The sequence below is a fragment of the Thermomonas sp. genome, assembly GCF_029945965.1.
Lineage (GTDB): Bacteria > Pseudomonadota > Gammaproteobacteria > Xanthomonadales > Xanthomonadaceae > Thermomonas.
In genome coordinates, this window is record NZ_JAQSDO010000012.1 from 1 (window position 1) to 23,739 (window position 23,739).

A 23,739-nucleotide genomic window follows, 5' to 3' on the forward strand; every position below is an offset into this window, starting at 1 on the left:
CACTTCTGCTCAAGCGAGCCGCACATCATACAAGCTTTTTGCCTTCCGTCAATACTTCAACTTGAAGAATTTTCGGCCTGCTGCAGGTTCCGGCTGGGCCGTTGCTGGGCAGGGCGCGAATGATGCACGAGCAATCCAACTGGCGGAAGTCTTGTGCCTTGACGCGATCCGTGCTGCGCGCGATGGTGCGCCGTCCCCGAGGAGTCTTCCCATGCGAAAACCCATCCTGCTGCTGCTTGTGATCTGCTCACTCTCCGCCTGTGCCAGCGCGCACAGCCCATGGGTGGAACTGGGCGGACATCGCTACACCATTGAAATCGCCGACGATGATGCCGAGCGGGCGCGCGGCCTGATGTTCAGGGATACGATGGAGGCCGACCGCGGCATGCTGTTCATCCATGATCGCCAGGAGCCGCAGGCGTACTGGATGAAGAACACCAAGATCGCGCTCGATATCCTCTACTTCGACGACACCCGTAAACTGGTGTCGCAACAACGCGACGTCCCGCCATGTTCGCTAGGCGATTCCTGCCCGCCCTATCCGAGCGACGCACCCGCACGCTACGTGCTGGAGCTCAATGCCGGAGAAGCGGCGCAACTCAAGCTGGAAAACGGCGCGCAGATGACGTTCGGTCCCGGCATCCCCGAAGTCAAGTGATGCACACGCAACAAGCGTCAGCCCATCAGCTCGAAATCGTCCTTGCTTACGCCGCAGTCGGGGCAGGTCCAGGTATCGGGCACGTCTTCCCAGCGCGTGCCGGGCTCGATGCCGTCTTCGGGCAAGCCCAGTGCTTCGTCATAGATGAAACCGCAAACCACGCACATCCAGGTGCGGTAGGCGATGGCGGGAGCGGCGGGATCGGACATCATGGGTGCAGCGTTGGTGGACGAGCCGCCATTGTCCCATACGCGCCCGGCAGCTGAAGCCACGATGCGTGCGCAGCGGTTGCAGCGTGGCCTGTACCTGATCACGCCGGATGATCGCGATCCGCTGCGCCTGTTCGAACGCACCAAGCCGCTGCTGCCGCATGCGTCCTGCCTGCAGTTGCGCAGCAAGGTGATGGATGCCGCCAGTTTGCTGGATGCAGGCTCACGTTTGCGTGATGCGTGTGCCGCAGCCGGCGTCAAATTTATTGTCAACGACGATGCAAACCTCGCACATGCACTCGGCGCCGATGGCGTTCACCTGGGCGAGCACGATGGCGCCATAGCGGATGCGCGACGCCTGCTGGGCGACACTGCGATCATCGGCGCGTCCTGCTACGACGACCTTGCGCGCGCGCGCGCTGCTGTTTCAGCAGGCGCGGACTATGTCGCCTTCGGCGCGTTTTTCCCTTCGTCGACCAAATCAGCTGCGCGACGCGCCAGCCTCGACCTGCTGCGTGCCAGCACGTACTTGCAGGTACCACGGGTGGCGATTGGCGGCATCACCCCTGACAATGCGAGGTCAGTCATTGCGGCGGGTGCCAACCTGGTCGCGGCGATCAGCGGCGTGTTCGATGCGCCCGATCCCGTTGCTGCTGCCCGTTCCTACCTTTCCTGCTTCGAAGACCCAACAGAAGACCCCACACATGAATCATGACCGCTCCCACGACCTGTTCACCCGCGCCCAGGCATTGATGCCCGGCGGCGTCAATTCACCGGTGCGCGCCTTCAAGTCGGTAGGCGGGGAGCCCTTTTTCGTACAGCGCGCCGACGGCCCGTATCTGTTCGATGTCGATGGCAACCGCTACATCGACTACGTGGGTTCATGGGGTCCGATGATCGTTGGCCACAACCATCCGCAAGTACTCGACGCCGTCATCCGCACCGCGCGCGATGGCCTGTCGTTTGGTGTGCCGAACCCGCTGGAAGTCACCATGGCCGAGACCATCAAGCGGCTGGTACCTAGCTGCGAGATGGTGCGGATGGTCAATTCCGGCACCGAGGCCACGTTGTCAGCCATTCGCTTGGCCCGCGGCGCCACTGGTCGCAGCCGCATCGTGAAATTCGAAGGCTGCTACCACGGTCATGGCGACAGCTTCCTGGTAAAGGCCGGCAGCGGCGCGCTGACGCTCGGCGTACCGACTTCGCCCGGCGTGCCCAAGGCGCTAGCGGACCTGACGCTCACGCTGACCTACAACGATTTCGATGCGACGACTGCGCTGTTTGACGAATGCGGAAGCGACATCGCTTGCCTGATCGTCGAGCCCGTGGTCGGCAATGCCAACTGCCTGCCGCCGCGCAATGGCTTCCTGCAGCATTTGCGCGCGCTGTGCTCGGCGCATGCCGCGCTGCTGATCTTCGACGAAGTGATGACCGGTTTCCGCGTCGCGCTCGGTGGCGCCCAAGCACGTTACGGGGTGAAGCCGGACCTGAGCACGTTCGGCAAGATCATCGGCGGCGGCATGCCAGTGGGTGCCTACGGCGGCCGCGCCGAGTTGATGCGGCAGATCGCACCCACGGGGCCGATCTACCAGGCCGGCACGCTGAGCGGCAACCCGGTGGCGATGGCCGCTGGCCTGGCCATGCTCGATCTCATCCAGGTACCGGGCTTTTACGAGGATCTGGAACGCCGCACGCACGCATTGTGCGATGGGCTCGAAGCCGCGGCGCATGATGCGGGCATCGCCTTCACCACGCAGCGAATTGGCGGCATGTTCGGCATGTTCTTCAGCAATGAGACCGTCGACACCTACGCACAGGCGATGGCTTGCGACAGCGCCGCATTCAACCGCTTCTTCCACGCGATGCTGGAACGTGGCGTATATCTGGGGCCTTCTGCATTCGAGGCCGGGTTCATGTCCAGCGCGCACGACGACGACGTGATCGCGCAGACGATCGAAGCGGCACGCACGTCATTCGCGACTTTGTGACGCGGCATGTCTGAGACGCACGGACGCCAAGATCCGGATGCGCCAGCCGGGGAAGAACGCCCATTGCTGGAACGTAACCACGAGCCGGCAACCACATCCGGTGCGCGCTATCGCTGGTACCTGCGGATCTTCCATCATGACAAGGCGGATGAACGCAATTTCGACCTGTGGCTGATCGTTGCGATCATCGCTAGTGTCGTCGTAGTGATGCTGGACAGCGTGGAATTCATCAAGCTTCGGTGGCATTCGCAGCTCTATCTGGCTGAGTGGTTCTTCACTTTGCTGTTCACGGTCGAGTACGCCGTGCGCTTGTGGGTCGTCAAGCGCCCGCTACGCTATATCACCAGCTTCTACGGCATCATCGATCTGTTCGCTATCGTGCCGACGTTCCTGTCGTTGCTGTTCCCGGCCAGCGCCTCGCTGGCGGTGGTGCGGATCCTGCGCATGCTGCGCATCTTCCGCATCCTGAAACTCGCCGAATACTCCAGCGAAGCCGGTGTACTGGTGCAGGCATTGCTGCGCGCACGCCGCAAAATCCTGGTGTTCGTGGCTACCTTGCTGACGATTACCGTAGTATTCGGCGCGCTGATGTACGTCATCGAAGGACCGGAACACGGCTATACCAGTATCCCCACTGGTATGTACTGGGCAGTGGTGACCATGGCGACAGTGGGCTTCGGCGACATCGCCCCTGGCACGGCGCTGGGGCGTTTCATAACATCCGTGCTCATCATCATCGGTTACAGCATTATCGCAGTGCCGACCGGTATCTACACCGCCGAGCTGGCTCGAAGCCTGCAGCCAAAGCGCCACAGCGTGCGATGTAGCGAGTGCGGGTTGATCGACCATGAATCCGACGCCTGGCATTGCCGTAAATGCGGGCGCAGCCTACCGGAAGCCAAAGAATGAATACGCCCCACAATCTCCGTCCCGGCACAGTCGCCGTGCACATCGGCAACGAAGTCGATCCTGCAACGGGCGCAGTGGCGCCACCGATCCAGCTGGCCACCACGTTTCGCCACGGCGCAGATGGCGAGCGATTGAACGGTTACGAATACCAGCGCGAGGGCAATCCGACCAACGATCGCTTGCGTGAGGCAATCGCCGCACTCGAAGGTGCACGGACAGCACTGACCTTTGCATCGGGAATGGCCGCCATCAGTGGCTTGTTTGAAAGCTTGCCAACGCCGGCACGGGTCGTGATGCCGAACGACTGTTACGTCGGATTGCAGATCTACGCTGCTGAATTCCTGCCCGCACGCAGCATCACTGTGGCGCGCGTAGACATGACCGACCTGCACGCCGTACGCAGTGCGTGCGCCGGAGGCGTGGATCTGTTGTGGATCGAGACGCCATCCAATCCACTGATGCGAATCAGCGACATTGCGGCACTTTCCGAGATCGGGCACGCGCATGGCGCGCTGGTGGCCTGCGACAACACCTTCGCCACGCCGTTGCTGACCCGGCCGCTGGAACATGGCGCCGATATCGTCATGCACTCGACTACCAAGTATTTCGGTGGTCATAGCGATGTGCTCGGTGGCGCGTTGGCGTTCGTCCGGGACGACGACTTCGCCAAACTCGTCGCCCATCGTCTGCACATCACCGGCGCAGTGCTCGCCCCGTTCAGCGCATGGCTGACCTTGCGCGGCTGCCGCTCGCTGTCGGCGCGGATGGCGATGCATTGCGCGAATGCACGCAAGATCGTCGACTTCCTCGCCAACCATCCGGCGATCGAGCGCGTGAACTACCCGGGGATTGCATCGCATCCCGGCCATGAGGTGGCGGCGCGGCAGATGCGCAACTTCGGCGCAATGCTCAGCATCCAATTGGTCGGTGGGCGCGAGTCCGCGCTGGCCATGGCAGGCAAGCTGCGCATCTTCACCAATGCCACCTCGCTGGGCGGCTGCGAATCACTGATCGAGCATCGCGCTTCGGTTGAAGGTCCGAATCCCAGTTCGCCGCAGAATTTGTTGCGGATTTCGGTGGGGCTGGAAGACGTTGACGACCTGATCGAAGACCTGGCACAGGCGCTGAACTGAGCCAGCTCAGGCAGCGCGCGCGAACGACTCCAGCGCGAGACGTAATCGCGCCAATCCGTCCGCGACTTCCTCGTCACTGATATTCAACGGTGGCACCAAGCGCAGGACATCGGGGCCGGCCTGCAGCAACAGCAGGCCGTTTACGGCGGCGTGATCGAGGATCTCGCCGGCACGCCCGGCAAACACTGGCTTGAGCACCGCGCCGAGTATCAGGCCTCGCCCACGAACCTGATCGAACAATCCCACTGAAGCGTCGATTTTGGCCACGCCATCGCGCAATGCCTGCGATTGCGTGGCCACGTTCGCGGCGATGTCATCCGAAGCCAGTTTGCGCAGCGCAACCCGCGCCACTGCCGCCGCCAATGGATTGCCACCGAAGGTGGTGCCATGCGCACCGAACTGCATGACCTGCCCGACCTTCGGTCCGGCCAGCATCGCGCCAATCGGAAAACCGCCGCCGAGTGCCTTGGCCAGGGTGACGATGTCGGGTGTCACGTCGTCCTGCCAATGCGCGAACAGCGTGCCGCTACGGCCCATGCCGCATTGGATTTCGTCCAGTACCAGCAGCGCATCATGCGTATCGCACAAAGCGCGCACGCCAGCCAGGAAACCGGGCGCGGCCGGCATTACCCCGCCTTCGCCCTGCACAGGTTCCAGCATCACCGCGGCCACATCGCCCGTCGCCATCGCGACAGCCAGCGCATCAAGATCGTTGAAGTCGACATAACGGAAGCCGCCCGGCAAGGGCTCGTAGCCTTCCTGGTATTTGGGCTGCGCGGTCGCAGTGACCGTGGCCAGGGTCCGGCCATGGAAGCTGCCACGGAAGGTGACGATGACGCGTCGATCAGGTGCGCGCCCTTGCGCCGCGGCCCACTTTCGCACCAGCTTGATCGCCGCTTCGTTGGCTTCGGCGCCGGAATTGCACAGGAACGCGCGCTCGGCGAAACGCGAGGCCGTCACCAGTTCCTGCGCAAGCCGTAGTGGTGGCTCGCTGTAAAAAACATTACTGGTATGCCACAGCATGTTCGCCTGCGCGGTCAGCGTCGCGACCAGGTCTGGATCGCAATGGCCAAGGCTGCATACGGCGATGCCGGCACTGAAATCCACATAGTCGCGCCCTTGCGAATCCCACAATCGCGCGCCTTGCCCGCGCTCCAGGATGAGCTCGCGCGGCCGGTAGACCGGCAAATAGTAGTCACGGCCAAGGGCGAGGAGGTTCGCGGAATCGGAACGGGCTTCGGACATGGTAGCGGGCTGGGTCAGTAGTTCATTGCGGCGGAATTCACCAAACCCACGCTAATGTGGATCGCCGCGGCCAATACCGCAGCCGCCATTTCGCCGCGGTTGATGCGCTTGGTGAAATTCTTCAGCAGCAACGCGACCCCGGCATACGCGGCCAACTGCGCGACAAGCGCGATGAATGCCCATGCCGCCACATCCAGCAATCCATTGGCGATCCGCAATGCACCAGCCAGCGGTAAGGCAAAACCCAGCAGTGCGCCAGCCAGCACCACCGCGGCCGGCAGGTTGTCCCCACGAATCAGGGTGATCTCCCGATGTGGCGTCACGTAGAGGTAAAGCACCATGTAGAGCAGCATGAAGCCCAGGCCCATGCCGAAATAGAGTGCGAAGTCCGATAGTGCTTGCGTGTATTGCATTGGGGTCTCCGGTGTTGGTCCGTTCACCACGCGCCCGTGTTCGGCATCGAGGCCCACGGCTCGACGGGCGGCAAAGTGCCTTCCTGCAGCAGTTCGACCGAGATCAGGTCGGGCGAGCGCACGAAGGCCATGTGCCCGTCGCGCGGCGGGCGGTTGATGGTGTAGCCCATCGCCTGCAGGTGCGCGCAGGTGTCGTAGATGTTTCCGACGCGGAATGCCAGGTGGCCGAAGTTGCGCGCGCTGCCGTAGTCCTCGGTGTTGCCATCCGCATCCGGCCAGTTCCAGGTCAGTTCGATCTCCGCGTCGGGACTATCGGGCGCGGCCAGAAAGATCAGGCTGAATTTGCCTTGCGGATAGTCATCGCGCCGCTTGAGCTGCAGCCCGAGGCCTTCGCAGAAGAAGCGTAGCGAGGCATCGACATCGCGGATGCGGATCATGGTGTGCAGATATTTCATCTTGGCTCCGAACTGAACGGTGGCGATTTAATTGTCATTCGAGACGAGCTCAGTCCAAAAACAGATCCGGGTATAACGGTTGCGAAGGATCCACCGCATAGCCGGACAGATCGGTAATGCCAGCTGCGGCTAGCACTTCATCGTCGATGAGGAACTCGCCGCCGGAGCCCGCAGCAGGCCGCGTCAACACAGCATGCGCGGCATCGCCCACGATCGCCGGCGAACGCCCGTTACCGGGGCTGACACCGGGAATCATGTTCAGTGCATCGGTGGCAATTAGCGTGCGCGGCCATAACCCATTCACCGCCACGCCTTGCGGGCCGAATTCGGCGGCAAGGCCCAGCGTCACGAAACTCATGCCCATCTTCGCCAGCGTGTAGCCGGTGTGCGGCGCCCACCATTTCGGATCCAGCGACGGCGGCGGGCACAGCGTCAGGATGTGCGGGTTCGGGGCTTCCAGCAGATGTGGCAGGCAGGCCTGCGCGCACAGGAAACTGCCGCGCGCATTGACTTGTTGCATCAGGTCGAAGCGCTTCATCGGCGTGTCCAGCGTGCCGCGCAGCCAGATCGCGCTGGCGTTGTTGACCAGGATGTCGATGCCGCCGAACACGTCCACGGTCGCCGCCATCGCCGCGCGCACCTGCTCTTCCTCGCGGATGTCGCATTGGAGTGGCAACGCGCGTCCGCCCGCAGCCTGGATCTCTGCGGCTGCGGTATGGATGGTGCCGGGCAGCTTCGGGTTGGCGACCGCGGATTTCGCGACGACAGCGATGTTGGCGCCATCGCGCGCGGCGCGAAGTGCAATCGCGAGGCCAATGCCGCGCGAAGCACCAGTGATGAACAGGGTCTTGCCGGCAAGACTGGCCATGGCGCGGTTCCTTGGATGCGAGGTAAACCCAGTGTAAGGGCCACTGCCTATAATCCGGGCCATGGATAGCGCTTGGTTCGACAGTATCGTCGCGTGGATCAGCGCACATCCGCAGGCCGCGGGTGGCGTGGTGTTCCTGATCGCATTCTGCGACGCGCTGGTGGTACTCGGGATCCTGGTGCCGGCGCTGCCGCTGCTGTTCGCGGTAGGCACGCTGGTTGGCCTGGGCCACCTTTCCGGCCCCTATGCCATCAGCTGCGCGGCGTTGGGCGCACTGCTCGGCGACGGCCTGAGCTTCTGGGTCGGCCACCGCTGGGGGCCGCGACTGCGTGGGAAATGGCCGTTCCGTCGTTATCCACAGCTTCTGGAGCGTGGCGAGACCCTGTTCCGCCGGCACGGTACCAAGGGCATCGTGATCGCGCGTTACGTGGGACCGGTGCGACCCTTCGTGCCGGTCGTCGCCGGGATGCTGCGCATGCCGCTGAAACGCTATCTGCCGGCCAGCCTGTTCGCCGCGATCACGTGGGGCGCGGCCTTCATCGCGCCGGGCTGGATCTTCGGTGCTTCCTACGACGCAGTGGCGGCCGTCGCTGACAAGCTCGTGCTGGTCCTGCTTGGCCTTTTCGCGGCGCTGGCGCTGGCATGGGCCGTGGTGCTCTACACCTGGCGCTGGTTTGCCGCCCACGCCGACAACCTGCTGGCGCGCGCACTGCTGTGGACGCGTGCGCATCCGCGGCTGGGCCGCTATGCCGCGGCATTGATCGATCCGCGCCGGCCGGAATCTGCGTCGCTGGTGATCCTGGCCGCATGCCTGTTCGCAGTTGCCTGGCTGTGGGCTGGCCTGACCACATCATTGCTGATGCAGGGCGGCCCGTTGGCGCTGGACCAAACCGTGCATGCCGCGATGTTCGCCTTGCGCAACCCGCTGGCCGACCGTTTGATGGCGTCGCTGGCAGCAATCGGCAGTGCGCCGGTGCTGGGGACTTGTTCCGCGTTCGCACTGGCATGGCTCATATGGCGAAAGCGCTGGATGGCGGCGGCACACTGGCTGACCGCGATTGCGATCGGCCTGCTGCTGACCGAAGGCCTCGACGCTGTCATCGACATGCCGCGCCCACCGACTGCGGTAGCCGGATTCGGATTCCCATCGATCGCGGTGACCATGACCACGGTGGTGTTCGGCTTCTTCGCCGTGTTGATCGCGCGCGAACTGCCGGGCCGGCAACGGGTATGGCCCTACCTGCTGACTGGCGTGGCTACAGCACTGGTGGCATTCGCCCGGCTGTATCTCGGCGCGCATTGGCTCAGTGACGTGATGGCGGGCGTTTTGCTGGGCGTGGCGTGGCTGCTGGTGTTGGGCATCGCCTACCGCCGCCACAGTAGCCGCTCCTTCTGGATGCGCCCGCTGGCATGGGCGTTCTACGGCAGCTTCGCGCTGGCCGCAGTGTGGTATGCGCCGCGCAGTGCCGATGCGACGCTGGCCAGGTTCGAACCACCGCCACCGCGGGAATCGCTGGCCACCGCGGATTGGTGGGTGCATGGCCTGCATGACACCCGCAGCTTCGACATCGAAATCGCCGGCGCCCTGCAGCCCTTGCAGGAACGGCTGGTTGCGCAGGGCTGGCGAGTGCAGCCGGAGGCAGGCTGGATTTCGGTGCTTGGGCTGCTCGATGAGACCCGCCCGCTACCGCGCCAGCCGGTGCTGCCGATCGCGCTGGATGCGCATCCGGAAGAAATGTTGCTGCGTCGCAAGAGTGGTCACGCAGACCAGATTGAAGTTCTGCGCGTATGGCCTGCACCCGCGCGTCTTGAAGATGGCACGCCGTTGTGGGTGGGTCGCTTCGAAACCATGCAGGCGCGCAAGCGGTTGCGCCTGCTGATGCTGTGGAAGCCATTGCCGTCGACAGCAGGCATGCCCGCGGATATGCGTTCGGCCATCTCGACGTTCCCGCACCAGGATGCTGATGGGCGCATCCGCGTGCGCACCGACACAGCGCCCTGACACTCAGGCGTCGCCAGTGTCCTGTTGATCCAGATCGTCGGCAATGCGATCCAGCAACTGCTGCAGGCGCGCATGCGGATCATCCAGCTGCAGCAAGCCCTGGCGCTGCGCGTGCGAGAGCGGCAACAGTTCGGACAGCCGCCAGCTGACCCATGCCGCATCCTCGAACAGAGACGGTTCGGGATCGCTATTTCCTCCTGCCACCTGCTCCAGGATCCGCCGCAACAATTCGGCGAGCAACGCGTGCTCCGGACGCAGGCGTGGCGACGACGCGTCCTCGTTGCAGAAGTACACATCGGCAATGACCAGGCCGCTGTCGCGCACCCGCGTGCGCAGCACGTGGAATCTTCGCTGGCCGCGCACCCGCAATGACAACAAACCCTCGGGCGTGGTGCCGAAATCCTCGATTACCGCCTCGGTGCCGAAGGCTGTCGGCGTGGCGGGCAAACCGACCTCGTTACCCTCCAGGATCAGGCAGATGCCAAAGCCGCTGCCACTGCGCCCGCACTCACTGACCATGTCGAGGTAGCGTCGCTCGAAGATCCGCAGGTCCAGTGCCGCACCCGGCACGAGTACCGTCTCCTGCAGCGGGAACAAGGGCAGCGTGGTGAGGTCAGCCATCGCGCAGCGCGGCGAGAAAGCGCCGGGGTGCGCCATCGAATCCGCCGTTGGACATGAACACCACTCGGTCGCCGTCGCGCGCCAGCGTGCGCAGCGTCGTGATCAACATATCGACATCAACCACCGCATGGCCCTCGCCCTTCAGTGCGGTCATCACCTTGCCGGCATCCCAGGCCAGTTCCGGGCGATGCAGGAATACCACCACGTCGGCCCCGTCCAGCGACGGCGCCAATGCATCGGCATGCGCACCCAGCCGCATCGAATTGCTGCGCGGCTCGATCGCGACCACGATCCGTGATTTCCCGACCTTCGCGCGCAGTCCCGCCAGCGTGGTGGCGATTGCGGTCGGGTGGTGGGCGAAGTCGTCGTAAATGGTGATGCCGGCATGCGTGCCGATCACTTCCATGCGTCGCTTCACGCTGCGGAACGCCATCAGCGCAGGGATGACCGCGGCGACATCGACGCCCACCGCGTGGCATGCGGCCAGTGCGGCCAGCCCGTTGAGCACGTTGTGATCGCCGAGCAAAGACCATTCGACGATGCCGAATTCGTTGCCCTTGTGCAGGACAGTGAACGCACTGCCATCTTCGCGCAGCTTGCGTGCGCTCCATTCGAAGGTCGGATCCATCCCCTCTTGGAGCAGGCCGAAACGCTCCACCGGCGTCCAGCAGCCCATCTCCAGGACTTCTGCGATGCACGCGTCGGCACCGTTGACGATCAACCGGCCACGTCCCGGCACCGTTCGCACCAGATGGTGGAACTGGCGCTGGATCGCGGCCACGTCCGGAAAGATGTCGGCGTGGTCGAATTCCAGGTTGTTGAGGATCGCGACCAGCGGCCGGTAGTGCACGAACTTGCTGCGCTTGTCGAAGAATGCGGTGTCGTATTCGTCGGCCTCGACCACGAACTCGCGACCGCTGCCGATGCGCGCGGACATGCCGAAGTCCTCAGCCACGCCACCGATCAGGAAACCCGGCTCACGACCGGCGGCCTGCAACAGGAACGCAAGGATCGTGGTGGTCGTGGTCTTGCCGTGGGTACCGGCCACCGCCAGCGTGTCGCGCCCGGGCAGCACCTTCTCGCTCAGCCACTGCGCGCCCGAGGTGTAGGCCAAGCCGTGGTCGAGAACATGTTCGACCGCGGGATTGCCGCGAGAGAGTGCATTGCCGATCACGACCTGGTCGCAGTCATCGGAAATATTGCCGGGCAGGTAGCCCTGCGACAACGCGATGCCGAGTTGTTCCAGTTGGGTCGACATCGGCGGATACACGGCCTGGTCGCTGCCTTCAACCGCATGACCGAGTTCGCGCGCGAGCGCAGCGACCCCGCCCATGAAGGTACCGGCGATGCCGAGGATGTGGAGTTTCAAGACAAACGCTCCGCTGCGTGCAGGCTCAACCGACCTCGTGACCGCTCGAAATCGCTTCCAGGATGCGGGTGAACACTTCATCCAGGCTGCCCACGCCATCGACGACGGTCAGCTGGCCGTGCTGGCGGTAGTAGTCAATCACCGGCGCAGTCTGGTTGTTATAGATTTGCAGGCGGGTGCGAACGGATTCCGGGGTGTCGTCGGCACGGCCTTCGGCCTTGGCACGGCCGGCAATGCGCTCGACCAGCAATTCGGTGGCGACACGCAGTTTTACCGCATAGTCGAACGACTGCTTCATCCGGCCCAGCAAACCGTCCAGCGCGGCGGCCTGCGCCAGGTTGCGCGGGTAGCCGTCGAGGATGAAGCCATTACTGGTGTCTGACCGCGAAAAACGATCCTCCAGCATGCCGAGCAGGATCGCGTCGCTGACCAGCTCGCCGCGCGCCATCACGCCCTTGGCTTCAAGCCCCAGCTTGCTGCCGGCAGCAACTTCCGCACGCAACAGGTCGCCGGTAGAGATGTGCGGCACCTGCAGGTGCTCCTTCAGCCGTGCCGCCTGGGTGCCCTTGCCGGAGCCGGGCGCACCCAACAGAACCAATCGCATCGAATCGCTCCAGAATGATGTCGTCGGCCGACGCTACACTGGCTCCGGCCTTGCATGGCGGCCAGCTTACCGTATCCGACCCCCGATCCAGACCCCACCCAGGATTTCCAGATGCCCAAAGGCACTCTTCTATATGCCCAGTCCGGCGGCGTGACCGCCGTCATCAACGCCACTGCCTCGGCGGTGATCCAGGCCGCGCGGGCCAGGAAAGTACGCGTGCTGGCGGCGCGCAACGGCATCCTCGGCGCGCTGCGTGAGGAACTGATCGACACCTCTACGATGAGCGCCGCACAGGTCAAGGCGCTGGCGCACACGCCCGGCGGCGCGTTCGGCAGTTGCCGGCTCAAGCTCAAGTCGCTGGATGCCGACCGCGCCAAGTACGAACGCCTGCTGGACGTGTTCCGCGCCCATGACGTGCGCTGGTTCCTCTACAACGGCGGCAATGACTCTGCCGATACCGCGCTGAAGGTGTCGCAGTTGGCAGCCGAATACGACTACCCGCTGACATGCGTGGGCGTGCCCAAGACCATCGACAACGACCTTGCGGTGACCGACTGCTGCCCGGGTTTTGGTTCGGCGGCCAAATACACCGCGGTGTCCGTGCGCGAAGCCGCGCTGGATGTGGCGGCGATGTCGGAAACCTCGACCAAGGTCTTTGTCTACGAGGCAATGGGCCGCCACGCCGGCTGGCTGGCCGCCGCCGCCGGGCTAGCCGGAGATGGCCGCAACGATGCGCCGCAGATCATCCTGTTCCCGGAACGGGCCTATGACGAGGCCGCCTTCCTGGCCCAGGTGGTGGTGGTGGTGAAGCGCGTCGGCTGGTGTTTGGTGGTGGCCAGCGAAGGCATTCGTGATGCCGACGGCCGTTTCGTCGCCGACGCCGGCGGCGGCAAGGACTCGTTCGGGCACACCCAGCTCGGCGGTGTGGCCGCGCACCTGGCGGGCCGGGTCAAGGATGTGCTCGGCCACAAGGTGCACTGGACCCTGCCCGACTACCTGCAGCGCTCGGCCCGCCACATCGCCAGCAAGACCGACCTGGAACAGGCGATGGCGGTGGGCCGCAAGGCAGTCGAATTCGCCCTGGCCGGCAAGAACTCGGTGATGCCGGTGATCGTGCGGACGTCGGATTCGCCCTATCGCTGGAGCGTGGAAGCCGCACCGCTAACGAAGGTCGCCAACCACGAGAAAACCATGCCGGCCGGCTTCATTCGCAAGGACGGGTTCGGGATTACGGCGGCGGCACGGCGCTACCTGCAACCCCTCATCGCCGGCGAGGCATATCCACCGTTTGGCCGGAATGGGCTACCGGATTACGTTGTACTGGATCAAGCAACCATTCGCCGCACCCTGCCACGCTGGGACGCGTGAGTGGCTTGCCGCTAGAATCCACCCGATGGGGTGCCCAAGGGCCACATCACTCTTTAGAAACCAACTATCTTGAAATTTACCAGGGGACGTCATGAAGAAACATTTGTTGATCGCGAGCATCTGCATGCTCATGTGTGCGCCGGCAATGGCCCAGCGCCACAAGGCAACAGTCCCCGGTGGAAGCGCCGCCGGCGGGAACTCCCAAGGCTCTGCCGGCCTTGAGCATTGCGATGAGCCTTTGGGCACAGTGGGCGTTGTAGAAGAACAGGATGGCGATTGGTACCGCTACCTGACCTCCGATCTTCGCCTGCCGTCGACCGTTCCAGTCATCCGCATGTTGATCCAGCAATCGAACTGCTTCGTGGTGGTTGAACGTGGCCGCGCAATGCAGAACATGATGCAGGAGCGTGCATTGCAGGATTCAGGCGAGATGCGCCAAGGCAGCAACTTCGGCAAGGGCCAGATGGTTGCAGCGGACTTCACCATGAACCCCAGTATCAATTTCTCGCAGAGTGACGCGGGTGGTGTTGGTGGAATTCTGGGTGCATTTGGTGGTCGGATGGGCATAGTGGGTGCCGTTGTCGGTGGCCTGAAGTTCAAGCGCGCCGAAACCGTGCTGACGATGATCGACAACCGTTCGGGTGTGCAAATCGCCACCTCCATGGGCTTGGGCAAGAAGACCGATTTCGGCCTGGGCGTGGGTGGCGGCGGTTTGTCCGGATTTGGCGCGGTGGGTGGTTACACCAATACGCCTGAGGGCAAGGTGCTGGTGCTAGCGTTTGCCGATGCCTACAACAAGATGGTTCAGTCGCTGCGCAACTACCAGCCGCAGGAAGTCCAGGGCGGACTGGGCAAGGGCGGCAAGCTGAAGGTCGGCAACTGACCGAAGCGTCCGACATCGTGTTGCGAAAGCGCCCGGCCATGCCGGGCGTTTTCATTTGCACGCCTGTTGCATACCCGTCGCGAATAACGGGCATGCGATCCTCACGCGATGCCCATCCTTCAAGTCAAGGCCAAGCCCAATAGCCGCGCGGCGTCGCTCACGCAGCAGGACGATGGCACCTGGCTGGCACAGCTGAAGTCGCCGCCCGTCGATGGCAAGGCGAACACAGAACTGGTGGCGCTTGTGGCGCGCCACTTTGGGTGCAAAAAAGCACAGGTCACGATCAAGTCCGGTGCCGGGAGCCGTCTGAAACGGGTGGAAATCCCCGACTAGTCGGCACGACTGGCAAGCCTTACTTGCAAGCCAGGCCCTCGAGGGTCATGGCCGCAGCAAACATGGGCATCGCGGGGAGTTGGCCTTGGCGCGCCGCTTCAAGTCCGTCCTTGAGGTAGATGCGGGCCCTGCCCTGCGCATCGAGCTTGGGTGCCGCTGCCTTGCTGGCCTGGCGCCAGATCCGAACCACTGCCTGTTGCGAAGGGCAATTGGCACTCGGGACCCGGATCACATCGTTCAATAGCCAACCGTTGGCCACCGATGCCTTGGCGCCCACCGCATCGACCAGCCGCGCGCGTGGCTGGCAACGGGCACTGGTTGGCACCGCGGCGAACGCATAAGGCTTGGCCTTGTCGCCGGTAAACCGGCCTTCCAGGCGGGCGCAGGCTTCCGGGATCGTGCGCAGGGTATGAGCCACTCCAACTGACTGAGGCGTCCCGACCTGGCGCTGGATTTCCGGTTTCGGGTCGGAGGCGTTGGCGTTGGCGGTCGCCAACAGGCCAGCACAAAGACCAAGACACAGCAGGATCGAACGCGACATCAGCTTCTCCGGTGTGGAAATCGACCGGCGCAGGCTGGCATGGTCGGCCTGAACCCCGCGTTCATGGCCGATCCATGTACTTTTTTGGGACCCCGGCATGCCCGCATGCCATCGGGCTGTGCGATAGTCGCGGGGTTGCCTGCCGCGGGTTGGCACACGTCGTTCTTCATTCCTTCGAACACTCCGGGGAGGGGTTCATGCTGGAGCAATACGGTCTACTTCTGGCGTTTGTCTGCGCCATCATCGCAATCGGGTACGGCCTTTGGGCCGCCGGTTGGATCAATCGCCAACCTGCCGGCAATGAGCGCATGCAGGAAATCGCCGGCGCCATCCAGGAAGGTGCGCGCGCTTACCTGAATCGCCAATACACCACGATCGCAGTCGCCGGCGTGGTGCTGTTCGTGCTGGTCGGGTTCGCACTGACCTGGTACACCGCGATCGGCTTCCTGATCGGCGCAGTGCTGTCCGGCGCCGCAGGCTACATCGGCATGAATGTTTCGGTCCGCGCCAACGTGCGCACCGCCGAGGCCGCACGCAAGGGCATCAGTGAGGCAATGGATGTCGCCTTCAAGGGCGGAGCCATCACCGGCATGCTGGTGGTCGGGCTGGGCTTGCTGGGCGTGGCCGGCTACTTCGCGATCCTGACCAGGCATCTGGGGGTTCCGCAGGAAACTGCGTTGCACGCACTGGTCGGGCTGGCGTTTGGTTCTTCGCTGATCTCGATCTTTGCGCGCCTTGGCGGCGGCATCTTCACCAAGGGTGCCGACGTCGGCGCGGACCTGGTGGGCAAGGTCGAAGCTGGCATCCCCGAGGATGACCCCCGCAACCCGGCGGTGATTGCCGACAACGTCGGCGACAACGTGGGTGACTGCGCCGGCATGGCTGCCGACCTGTTCGAGACCTACGCGGTCACGATCATCGCGACGATGCTGCTGGGCGGGCTGAGCTTCGCCGAGGGCAGCAACGCAGTGTTATATCCGCTGGTACTGGGCGCGGTGTCGATCATCGCCTCGATCATTGGCGCGTTCTTCGTCAAGGTCAACGCCGCCAAGCCCAACATCATGGGCGCGCTGTACAAGGGCGTGATCGTGTCGGCGCTGCTGTCGGCCGTGGCGTTCTGGTTCGTCACCGCCAACATGTTCCCGAACGGGCTGGCCCCGTCTGATGGCACCGCCGCTCTGACAGCGACCAACCTGTTCCTGTGCGGACTGATTGGGCTAGTGCTGACCGGCGTGATCGTCTGGATCACCGAGTACTACACCGGTACCCAGTTCAAGCCGGTGCAGCACATCGCACAGGCCTCGACCACGGGCCATGGCACCAACATCATTGCGGGCCTCGGCGTGTCGATGAAGTCGACCGCGCTGCCGGTGTTGGCGGTATGTGCCTCGATTTATGGTGCGCATGCGCTGGCCGGCCTCTACGGCATCGCGATTGCTGCCACTGCCATGCTGTCGATGGCCGGGATGATCGTGGCGCTGGACGCCTACGGCCCGATCACCGACAACGCCGGCGGCATCGCCGAGATGGCCGAGCTGCCACCTGAAGTGCGCGCTGTCACGGATCCGCTGGACGCGGTTGGCAACACCACCAAGGCGGTGACCAAGGGTTATGCGATCGGTTCGGCCGCGCTGGCCGCACTGGTGCTGTTCGCTGACTACACCCACAACCTCGACGCCGCCGGTGCCGCCAAGGCAGCACTCACCGGCGTGGCGTATGAGGCGGTGCGGTTCGACCTCTCCAACCATATGGTGATCATCGGCTTGCTGATCGGCGGCCTGATTCCGTTCCTGTTCGGCGCGATGGCGATGGAAGCCGTCGGCCGCGCAGCGGGTGCGGTGGTCGAGGAAGTGCGTCGCCAGTTCCGCGAGATCCCCGGCATCATGGAAGGCACCAGCAAGCCTGACTACAGCAAGGCTGTGGACATGCTGACCAAGTCGGCGATCAAGGAAATGATCGTGCCGTCGCTGCTGCCGGTTGCGGTTCCGGTGGTGGTCGGTCTGTTATTGGGTGCACAAGCACTGGGCGGCCTGCTGATCGGCACGATTGTGACGGGCATCTTCGTGGCGATTTCCATGACCACCGGTGGTGGTGCCTGGGACAACGCCAAGAAGTACATTGAGGACGGCCACTGCGGTGGCAAGGGTTCCGAGGCGCACAAGGCCGCGGTCACTGGCGACACCGTCGGCGATCCCTACAAGGACACCGCCGGCCCGGCGATCAACCCGCTGATCAAGATCATCAACATCGTTGCATTGCTGATGGTGCCGTTGCTGTAAGCCTGCTTGCATTGGCGCGGGTCATCGCGTCACGAAAACGGCGGCCCTCGGGTCGCCGTTTTCATTTGCCCGGCATGTGTTGGAGTTGTCGCTCCAGCGGCTGGGGGTAGAATGCGCGCCCTCCCCCTTTCGCATCGTGCCGGCCGCAACATGCGCCGCGCGTCATCATGGAGTCAACCATATGGGCCTGGACCTGGTCACCACCGGCAACAATCCACCGGACGAAATCAACGTCATCATCGAAATCCCGAAGGACGCCGAACCGGTCAAGTACGAGGTCGACAAGGCTACCGGTGCGATCTTCGTCGACCGCATCCTGTCGACCCCGATGCGCTATCCATGCAATTACGGCTACGTGCCGCACACCGTGTGTGGCGATGGCGACCCGGCCGACGTGCTGGTGATCCTGCCGTTGCCGCTGGTACCGGGCTCGGTGATTCGCTGCATTCCCGTTGGCGTGCTGAAGATGAGCGACGAAGCCGGTAGTGACGAGAAAATCATCGCGGTGCCGTTGCCGAAGATCTTCAGCGGGTATGCGCACGTTATCGACATCGCCCAGGTCAGTCCGCACTGGCTGGAGCGCATCGGCCACTTCTTCGAGCACTACAAGGATCTCGAGAAGGGCAAGTGGGTCAAGCTGGAAGGCTGGGGCGGCGCCGAGGAAGCCAAGCAGATCCTGCTGCAGGCGATGGAACGCTACAGCGCCATGCCGGACGCGGACAAGCCGCACTTCTGAGGCACTGCGCCAGGTTTGGGCAGGCTAGTTGCCCACGCCTCGCTTGAGCACCGTCGCCGACACCGCCGGGTACCAGAACGACCCATTGCGCAGGCGCTGGTTGACGACGGTCTCCGGCAAATCATCGATGAACGCCTGCAAGGCGGCGCGGTATTCCCCGCTGCCTTCACCGGAATCGCCGAAGTGCGCCCACAGACCACGCCACGCACGCGTCAGGCGATTGCTTGCCATCCATATCTGCCTCGCGTCTGGCGTTTGAGGCGCAACAAGGTCTGCATTGAATCCGTGCAGGTGATGCTGCAACTCCCAGGGACTCATGATTCGCGGCACGTTATGGCGTTCGCAACGCAGTGCCGGCAACCCAGCGGATGAGGCAGGCGCCACGTTGCGTGCCTGCCAGCCTTGCGGAGATGCATCATGCGGGCGGCCGCGCTCCACCATCGACCAGAATTCGGCACCACCCACCGTGTCAGAGACGAGGTGGATGCGTTGCTCGGTCGCATCGTTGAAGACTTGGTGTTCTCGCCAGGTATCGAAAATCCAGCACTCACCCTCGGCCATGTTGATGGCCTGTCCGCCACATACGAAACGCACGCCAGCCTGGGTGCGGACCGGCACATGCACGCGCACCCGCTCGGCCCAGTAGTAGTCAGAGTCCACGTGCGGGGAGACTTCGGCCTGACCCGCCAGGCGCATCAGCCGGGTCCTGCCGAGCACTGCACCAAAGCTGGCCAGGACCTGGACCAGGTAGGGGCAGCGCAGCAATTCGGGCGTCGGGGCCATCTCGCCCACGAACGTTTCGTTGCTTGCATCCCCACCAACCGCGAGCAGCGGCAACATCGAATTACCCGCGAATTTCTGCGGGTGGTCGCGCCAGACGCCCTCGCCCAGTCTCTCGATCTCCGATGCAAGCACATTGGCATCGAACCGAAGTGGCAACTGGATGAATGGAACGGGCAGTCTCATTGGGAAGCAGGAAAAATGGCTGGCGAAATGGCTGGCATGGATTCTAGCCCGGCGCGGCCCTGGTCATCAGGCTCGGGGTTGGGCACGCGCATCCAGCATGCGCTCAGCGCGCGCTTGCACCTGCTCGACCAATGGCATCACGCGCATGATGGCGTCCTCGTTGCGTCGCCATTTTTCGGGCTCCGGCGGCGTCAGCGTGACCTTTGAAAACGGCAATTGCTGGATGACCAGGTCCCAGGCCAGGCCGAGATCCCCGCAGAGCCGCTTGATCTGTTCCTGAGGGTCCGCAACCAGGTCCTCGTAACGCAAGGGAATCCATTCCGAAGCCGGGAGCGTGTCCAGGTCATCCATCAACACAGACATCCCGCGCGCCCATTGATGGGCTACCACTTCCTCCAGCGGCCGGCCGTTGACCTGCTTCCAGCCATCCACGAGCAGCAACGACCAAGGCAGGCCCTGCCATTCGGGCAGCCGGCGATAGGTGACGAAATGGCCGGAGCGCCATGCTTCCATCATGCTTGAAAGCACTGCGCGGGGGTCGCGGAAGAGCACCACGAACCGTGCATCCGGAAATACTTTCCGCATGAATGGCACGCGCAGTATGTTCTTCGGTGTTTTTTCCAGGAATCGCACCGGCTGTGCAGGCAGTGGCGGAACCCCCTGTCGATCTCGCAGTGCGTTGGCGAAGTGGGATCGCACCTCGGCCGCCACCTGATTGGGGGCATCCGATTCAATCAGGCGATTGGATACAAAACCGCGAAGTTCCGGGTTGAAGCCGGCATGCCCCTCGATCACGCGATGGCTCTCGTTGCCGATCGTGTAAACGCCAGGTGCACACGACAGGGTTTCGAACAGCAATGTCGAACCCGAACGCGGCGCGCTCAGGATGATCACTGGCCGATCGAAGCGTACCTCGTTACCAGGATTGCCTTGCATCGAAATTTCCATCCGCGACACCAAATTCAAGCCTCGCGATAGACCTCCGCACCCGCCTCGCGGAACTCCGCCGACTTCTCGGCCATGCCGGCCTCCAGCGCCGTCTGCTCGTCGAGCCCGTGCTTGGCAGCATAATCGCGCACGTCCTGGGTGATCTTCATCGAGCAAAAGCTGGGCCCGCACATCGAGCAGAAATGCGCGCTCTTGTGCGCATCCTTGGGCATGGTTTCGTCGTGGAATTCCTGTGCCTTCTCGGGATCCAGGCCAAGGTTGAACTGATCCTCCCAGCGGAACTCGAAGCGCGCCTTGCTCAGCGCGTTGTCGCGTACCTGCGCGCCCGGATGGCCCTTGGCCAGGTCGGAAGCATGCGCGGCGATCTTGTAGGCCATGATGCCGTCGCGCACGTCCTGCCTGTTCGGCAACCCAAGATGTTCCTTCGGGGTGACGTAGCAAAGCATCGCGGTGCCGTACCAGCCGATCATCGCCGCGCCGATAGCGCTGGTGATGTGGTCGTAACCCGGCGCGATGTCGGTGGTCAGTGGGCCGAGGGTATAGAACGGCGCTTCGCCGCATTCGGCCAGCTGCTTGTCCATGTTCTCCTTGATCAGCTGCATCGGCACGTGGCCCGGCCCTTCGATCATGGTCTGCACGTCATGCTTCCACGCGATCTTGGTCAGCTCGCCGAGCGTTTCCAGCTCACCGAACTGCGCCGCGTCGTTGGCATCGGCAATGCAGCCTGGACGCAGCCCGTCGCCCAGTGAGAAGGCCACGTCATACGCCTTCATGATTTCGCAAATGTCTTCGAAGTGTGTGTAGAGGAAGCTTTCCTTGTGGTGCGACAGGCACCACTTGGCCATGATCGAACCGCCGCGGGAGACGATTCCTGTCACGCGTTTCGCGGTCAGTGGCACGTAGCGCAACAACACACCGGCGTGAATGGTGAAATAGTCCACACCCTGCTCGGCCTGCTCGATCAGGGTGTCGCGGAAGATCTCCCAGGTCAGTTCTTCGGCGCGTCCATCGACCTTCTCCAGCGCCTGGTAGATCGGCACAGTACCAATGGGCACCGGCGAGTTACGGATGATCCATTCGCGGGTTTCATGGATGTGCTTGCCGGTCGACAGGTCCATCACGTTGTCGGCGCCCCAGCGGATCGCCCAGACCAGTTTCTCGACTTCTTCGGCAATGCCGGAACTGACCGCGGAATTGCCGATGTTCGCGTTGATCTTGGTCAGGAAGTTGCGACCGATGATCATCGGCTCGCTTTCCGGGTGGTTGATGTTGCAAGGAAGAATCGCGCGACCACGGGCGATCTCGTCGCGCACGAATTCGGGCGTGATGAATTTCTGAATGTTGGCGCCGAAGCTCTGGCCCGCATGCTGCATCAGTAAGGTGGCATCGCGAATCGCGTCGATGCGCTGGTTCTCGCGAATCGCCACATATTCCATTTCCGGGGTCACGATCCCGCGACGCGCGTAATGCATCTGGCTGACGTTGGCGCCGGCCTTCGCCCGGCGCGGCAGCGTCCGGTTCGGAAAGCGCACGTTATCCATCCGCGCGTTGTGCTCACGCTCGCGGCCGAATGACGACGACAGTGCAGTCAACGCTTCGGTATCGCCACGCTCTTCGATCCAGCGTGCGCGCAGCGGCGCCAGACCGGCGGTCAGGTTGATGTCGGCTGCCGCATCGGAATACGGACCGGAGGTGTCATAGAGCGTGATCGGCGGATTTTCCTGGACACCGGCCAAGGTCTGCGTGTTCGCCTGCATGACCTCGCGCATCGCGACCCGCAAGTCAGGACGCGAACCGGGCACGTGGACCTTGCGCGAACCGGGGATCGGCCGGGTCACGGATTCGGACAGGCGCTCGGTGTCGCGGATGAGTTCGGAGGGTACTGCGTTCATGGCATTCGTCCCATTGAATCCCCGCACATCGACGTGCGGGCTTTTGCGAAGGATTCGCATCACACGGACGAAGCGGCGGCGCGTGCATGCTTCGCCACGAAGGCAAGGCCGCATCGCGAAGCTTCCCTACGCCGGTCTCAACCGGATCAGGTTCGAAGGGTCTATCTCAACCACCAGCCTTGGCCCGTGGTACCCCCGCTTCAGGTGCTATTGGAACATGGTGCATCCGGGGCTGCCAACAATGCCTGTAGGAGCGACTTTCAGCGCAACGACGCATTGATCCTGTCGAGCACGACCGCCCCCGGGTTCAACTCCGCCGTGTCCAGCCCATTCAGCGGCCCTGCAATGGTGTTGAGGTGACCGTGCAGGTCGTCCGAATCCGGGGCGACGTACAGCAGGCCGGTCACTACTTCCCCCTGCGCCTGCCGCTGCTGCAGCAGGTTCATGGCATGGATCCGGTCGCGCGGATCGTAATCCTGATCGAGCTTGCGCAGGCGCAATACCGAACCATCATGCTGGGCGACTTCCAGCAGTTCACCGTCGGCGTATTCCACCGCGATTTCCGCTCGTGGCAGGATCATGTCCATCCGGTTCATCGCCTCGTTGTGCTCACGCACGTACTGGTAGCTCTTGGTGCTGCCGGGGTGATTGTTGAAAGCGACGCAAGGGCTGATCACGTCGAGGAATGCCGCGCCGCGATGCGCCAGTGCACCCTTGATCAGCGGCACCAGTTGCTGCTTGTCCCCGGAGAAACTGCGCGCGACATAGGTGGCGCCCAACTGCAGGGCCATGGTGATGAGGTCAAGTGGGCTGTCGTTGTTGGCCACGCCTTTCTTCGACACCGAGCCCTGGTCTGCGGTGGCGGAAAATTGACCCTTTGTCAGGCCATACACACCGTTGTTCTCCACGATATACGTCATGTTCACCGCGCGACGGATCGAGTGCACGAACTGACCAATGCCGATCGAGGCCGAGTCGCCGTCGCCGGACACGCCCAGATAGATCAACTCGCGATTGGCGAGGTTGGCGCCGGTCAGTACCGACGGCATCCGTCCATGCACGGTGTTGAAACCATGCGACTGACCGAGGAAATAGGTCGGCGTCTTCGAGCTGCAGCCGATCCCGGACAGCTTCGCCACGCGATGCGGCGCGATGTCCATTTCCCAACAGGCCTGGATGATCGCCGCCGAGATCGAATCGTGGCCACAACCCGCGCACAGGGTCGATACCGTGCCTTCGTAATCGCGTCGGGTGAAGCCCAGCGCATTGCAGCCGAGGCTCGGGTGATGAAGTTTTGGCTTGGCTAGATAGGTCATGGC

General features: G+C 63.4%; 24 protein-coding genes and 1 riboswitch. Of the genes, 11 read left to right on the forward strand and 13 right to left on the reverse strand.

The genetic code is table 11. From position 1 onward, the window contains the following. Positions 1-211 precede the first annotated feature (211 nt). On the forward strand, positions 212-658 hold the full coding sequence (locus PSV05_RS05100) for a DUF192 domain-containing protein (RefSeq protein WP_300063138.1): 447 nt from the start codon (positions 212-214) through the stop codon (positions 656-658). A 17-nt stretch (positions 659-675) separates the two neighbouring features. Here PSV05_RS05100 and PSV05_RS05105 read toward each other — a convergent pair whose 3' ends face one another. Then, on the reverse strand, positions 676-867 hold the full coding sequence (locus PSV05_RS05105) for a rubredoxin (protein ID WP_300063141.1): 192 nt from the start codon (positions 865-867) through the stop codon (positions 676-678). A gap of 64 nt (positions 868-931) precedes the next feature. Between PSV05_RS05105 and thiE the strand changes: the two genes are divergently transcribed. The 4 genes from thiE to PSV05_RS05125 are packed head-to-tail and all read left to right on the forward strand — an operon-like array spanning position 932 to position 4,897. Beyond that, a complete protein-coding gene (gene thiE, locus PSV05_RS05110) occupies positions 932-1,582 on the forward strand; it encodes a thiamine phosphate synthase (RefSeq protein WP_300063143.1) in 651 nt (216 codons plus the stop codon). Beyond that, positions 1,572-2,855: a glutamate-1-semialdehyde 2,1-aminomutase gene (hemL, locus tag PSV05_RS05115; protein ID WP_300062469.1), complete on the forward strand. Its 1,284-nt coding sequence runs from the start codon at positions 1,572-1,574 to the stop codon at positions 2,853-2,855. Before thiE ends, hemL begins: the two co-directional genes overlap by 11 nt. A gap of 6 nt (positions 2,856-2,861) precedes the next feature. After that, positions 2,862-3,764 carry an ion transporter gene (locus PSV05_RS05120; RefSeq protein ID WP_300062472.1) on the forward strand — a complete coding sequence of 301 codons (903 nt, stop codon included), beginning with the start codon at positions 2,862-2,864 and terminating at the stop codon, positions 3,762-3,764. Beyond that, the gene (locus tag PSV05_RS05125; protein ID WP_300062475.1) at positions 3,761-4,897 is read left to right on the forward strand and encodes a PLP-dependent transferase; all 1,137 of its coding nucleotides are present in this window, start codon (positions 3,761-3,763) and stop codon (positions 4,895-4,897) included. The genes PSV05_RS05120 and PSV05_RS05125 overlap by 4 nt, the downstream gene beginning before the upstream one ends. Positions 4,898-4,903: 6 nt before the next feature. On the opposite strand, the gene PSV05_RS05130 is transcribed toward PSV05_RS05125, so the two are convergent. Genes PSV05_RS05130 through PSV05_RS05145 form a run of 4 tightly spaced genes read right to left on the reverse strand, consistent with a single transcriptional unit; the run spans position 4,904 to position 7,878 of the window. Beyond that, on the reverse strand, positions 4,904-6,142 hold the full coding sequence (locus PSV05_RS05130; protein ID WP_300062478.1) for an acetylornithine transaminase: 1,239 nt from the start codon (positions 6,140-6,142) through the stop codon (positions 4,904-4,906). Between the two features lie 14 nt (positions 6,143-6,156). Next, the gene (locus PSV05_RS05135; protein ID WP_300062481.1) at positions 6,157-6,555 is read right to left on the reverse strand and encodes a DUF350 domain-containing protein; all 399 of its coding nucleotides are present in this window, start codon (positions 6,553-6,555) and stop codon (positions 6,157-6,159) included. A 23-nt stretch (positions 6,556-6,578) separates the two neighbouring features. After that, positions 6,579-7,010 (reverse strand): VOC family protein, encoded by a 432-nt coding sequence (locus tag PSV05_RS05140; protein WP_300062483.1) that lies wholly within the window; start codon positions 7,008-7,010, stop codon positions 6,579-6,581. Between the two features lie 49 nt (positions 7,011-7,059). After that, on the reverse strand, positions 7,060-7,878 hold the full coding sequence (locus PSV05_RS05145) for an NAD(P)-dependent oxidoreductase (protein WP_300062486.1): 819 nt from the start codon (positions 7,876-7,878) through the stop codon (positions 7,060-7,062). 61 nt (positions 7,879-7,939) lie between these two features. Between PSV05_RS05145 and PSV05_RS05150 the strand changes: the two genes are divergently transcribed. Then, positions 7,940-9,880 carry a bifunctional DedA family/phosphatase PAP2 family protein gene (locus PSV05_RS05150; RefSeq protein ID WP_300062489.1) on the forward strand — a complete coding sequence of 647 codons (1,941 nt, stop codon included), beginning with the start codon at positions 7,940-7,942 and terminating at the stop codon, positions 9,878-9,880. A gap of 3 nt (positions 9,881-9,883) precedes the next feature. Here the strand turns inward: PSV05_RS05150 and PSV05_RS05155 are convergent, their stop codons facing one another. The 3 genes from PSV05_RS05155 to PSV05_RS05165 are packed head-to-tail and all read right to left on the reverse strand — an operon-like array spanning position 9,884 to position 12,474. Then, positions 9,884-10,501, reverse strand: a complete 618-nt coding sequence (locus PSV05_RS05155; RefSeq protein ID WP_300062492.1) for an LON peptidase substrate-binding domain-containing protein — start codon at positions 10,499-10,501, stop codon at positions 9,884-9,886. Next, complete coding sequence (mpl, locus tag PSV05_RS05160) at positions 10,494-11,870, reverse strand: UDP-N-acetylmuramate:L-alanyl-gamma-D-glutamyl-meso-diaminopimelate ligase (protein ID WP_300062495.1); 1,377 nt, start codon at positions 11,868-11,870, stop codon at positions 10,494-10,496. Before mpl ends, PSV05_RS05155 begins: the two co-directional genes overlap by 8 nt. Before the next feature lie 25 nt (positions 11,871-11,895). After that, positions 11,896-12,474, reverse strand: a complete 579-nt coding sequence (locus PSV05_RS05165) for an adenylate kinase (RefSeq protein ID WP_300062497.1) — start codon at positions 12,472-12,474, stop codon at positions 11,896-11,898. A 111-nt stretch (positions 12,475-12,585) separates the two neighbouring features. Between PSV05_RS05165 and PSV05_RS05170 the strand changes: the two genes are divergently transcribed. From PSV05_RS05170 to PSV05_RS05180, 3 genes are all read left to right on the forward strand, one after another. Next, positions 12,586-13,842, forward strand: coding sequence for a 6-phosphofructokinase (locus tag PSV05_RS05170; protein ID WP_300062500.1), 1,257 nt, complete (start codon positions 12,586-12,588; stop codon positions 13,840-13,842). Between the two features lie 91 nt (positions 13,843-13,933). Further along, positions 13,934-14,725 (forward strand): CsgG/HfaB family protein, encoded by a 792-nt coding sequence (locus PSV05_RS05175; RefSeq protein WP_300062503.1) that lies wholly within the window; start codon positions 13,934-13,936, stop codon positions 14,723-14,725. A 108-nt stretch (positions 14,726-14,833) separates the two neighbouring features. Further along, positions 14,834-15,058 (forward strand): DUF167 domain-containing protein, encoded by a 225-nt coding sequence (locus PSV05_RS05180; protein WP_300062506.1) that lies wholly within the window; start codon positions 14,834-14,836, stop codon positions 15,056-15,058. A 19-nt stretch (positions 15,059-15,077) separates the two neighbouring features. On the opposite strand, the gene PSV05_RS05185 is transcribed toward PSV05_RS05180, so the two are convergent. After that, positions 15,078-15,599: a hypothetical protein gene (locus PSV05_RS05185; protein WP_300063145.1), complete on the reverse strand. Its 522-nt coding sequence runs from the start codon at positions 15,597-15,599 to the stop codon at positions 15,078-15,080. 197 nt (positions 15,600-15,796) lie between these two features. On the opposite strand from PSV05_RS05185, the gene PSV05_RS05190 reads away from it, so the two are divergent. After that, the gene (locus PSV05_RS05190; protein ID WP_300062509.1) at positions 15,797-17,878 is read left to right on the forward strand and encodes a sodium-translocating pyrophosphatase; all 2,082 of its coding nucleotides are present in this window, start codon (positions 15,797-15,799) and stop codon (positions 17,876-17,878) included. A gap of 181 nt (positions 17,879-18,059) precedes the next feature. After that, positions 18,060-18,614, forward strand: coding sequence for an inorganic diphosphatase (gene ppa / locus PSV05_RS05195; protein ID WP_300062512.1), 555 nt, complete (start codon positions 18,060-18,062; stop codon positions 18,612-18,614). Positions 18,615-18,638: 24 nt separating this feature from the next. Here the strand turns inward: ppa and PSV05_RS05200 are convergent, their stop codons facing one another. The 4 genes from PSV05_RS05200 to PSV05_RS05215 all read right to left on the reverse strand — a co-directional run bounded on the left by PSV05_RS05200 (position 18,639) and on the right by PSV05_RS05215 (position 23,736). Next, a complete protein-coding gene (locus PSV05_RS05200) occupies positions 18,639-19,580 on the reverse strand; it encodes an aspartyl/asparaginyl beta-hydroxylase domain-containing protein (protein ID WP_300062515.1) in 942 nt (313 codons plus the stop codon). Between the two features lie 66 nt (positions 19,581-19,646). Then, complete coding sequence (locus PSV05_RS05205; protein WP_300062518.1) at positions 19,647-20,516, reverse strand: sulfotransferase; 870 nt, start codon at positions 20,514-20,516, stop codon at positions 19,647-19,649. 26 nt (positions 20,517-20,542) lie between these two features. Further along, complete coding sequence (gene thiC, locus PSV05_RS05210) at positions 20,543-22,420, reverse strand: phosphomethylpyrimidine synthase ThiC (RefSeq protein ID WP_300062521.1); 1,878 nt, start codon at positions 22,418-22,420, stop codon at positions 20,543-20,545. 105 nt (positions 22,421-22,525) lie between these two features. Next, positions 22,526-22,627, reverse strand: a riboswitch (TPP riboswitch). A 53-nt stretch (positions 22,628-22,680) separates the two neighbouring features. Beyond that, on the reverse strand, positions 22,681-23,736 hold the full coding sequence (locus tag PSV05_RS05215; RefSeq protein WP_300062524.1) for a 2-oxoacid:ferredoxin oxidoreductase subunit beta: 1,056 nt from the start codon (positions 23,734-23,736) through the stop codon (positions 22,681-22,683). Positions 23,737-23,739 lie beyond the last annotated feature (3 nt).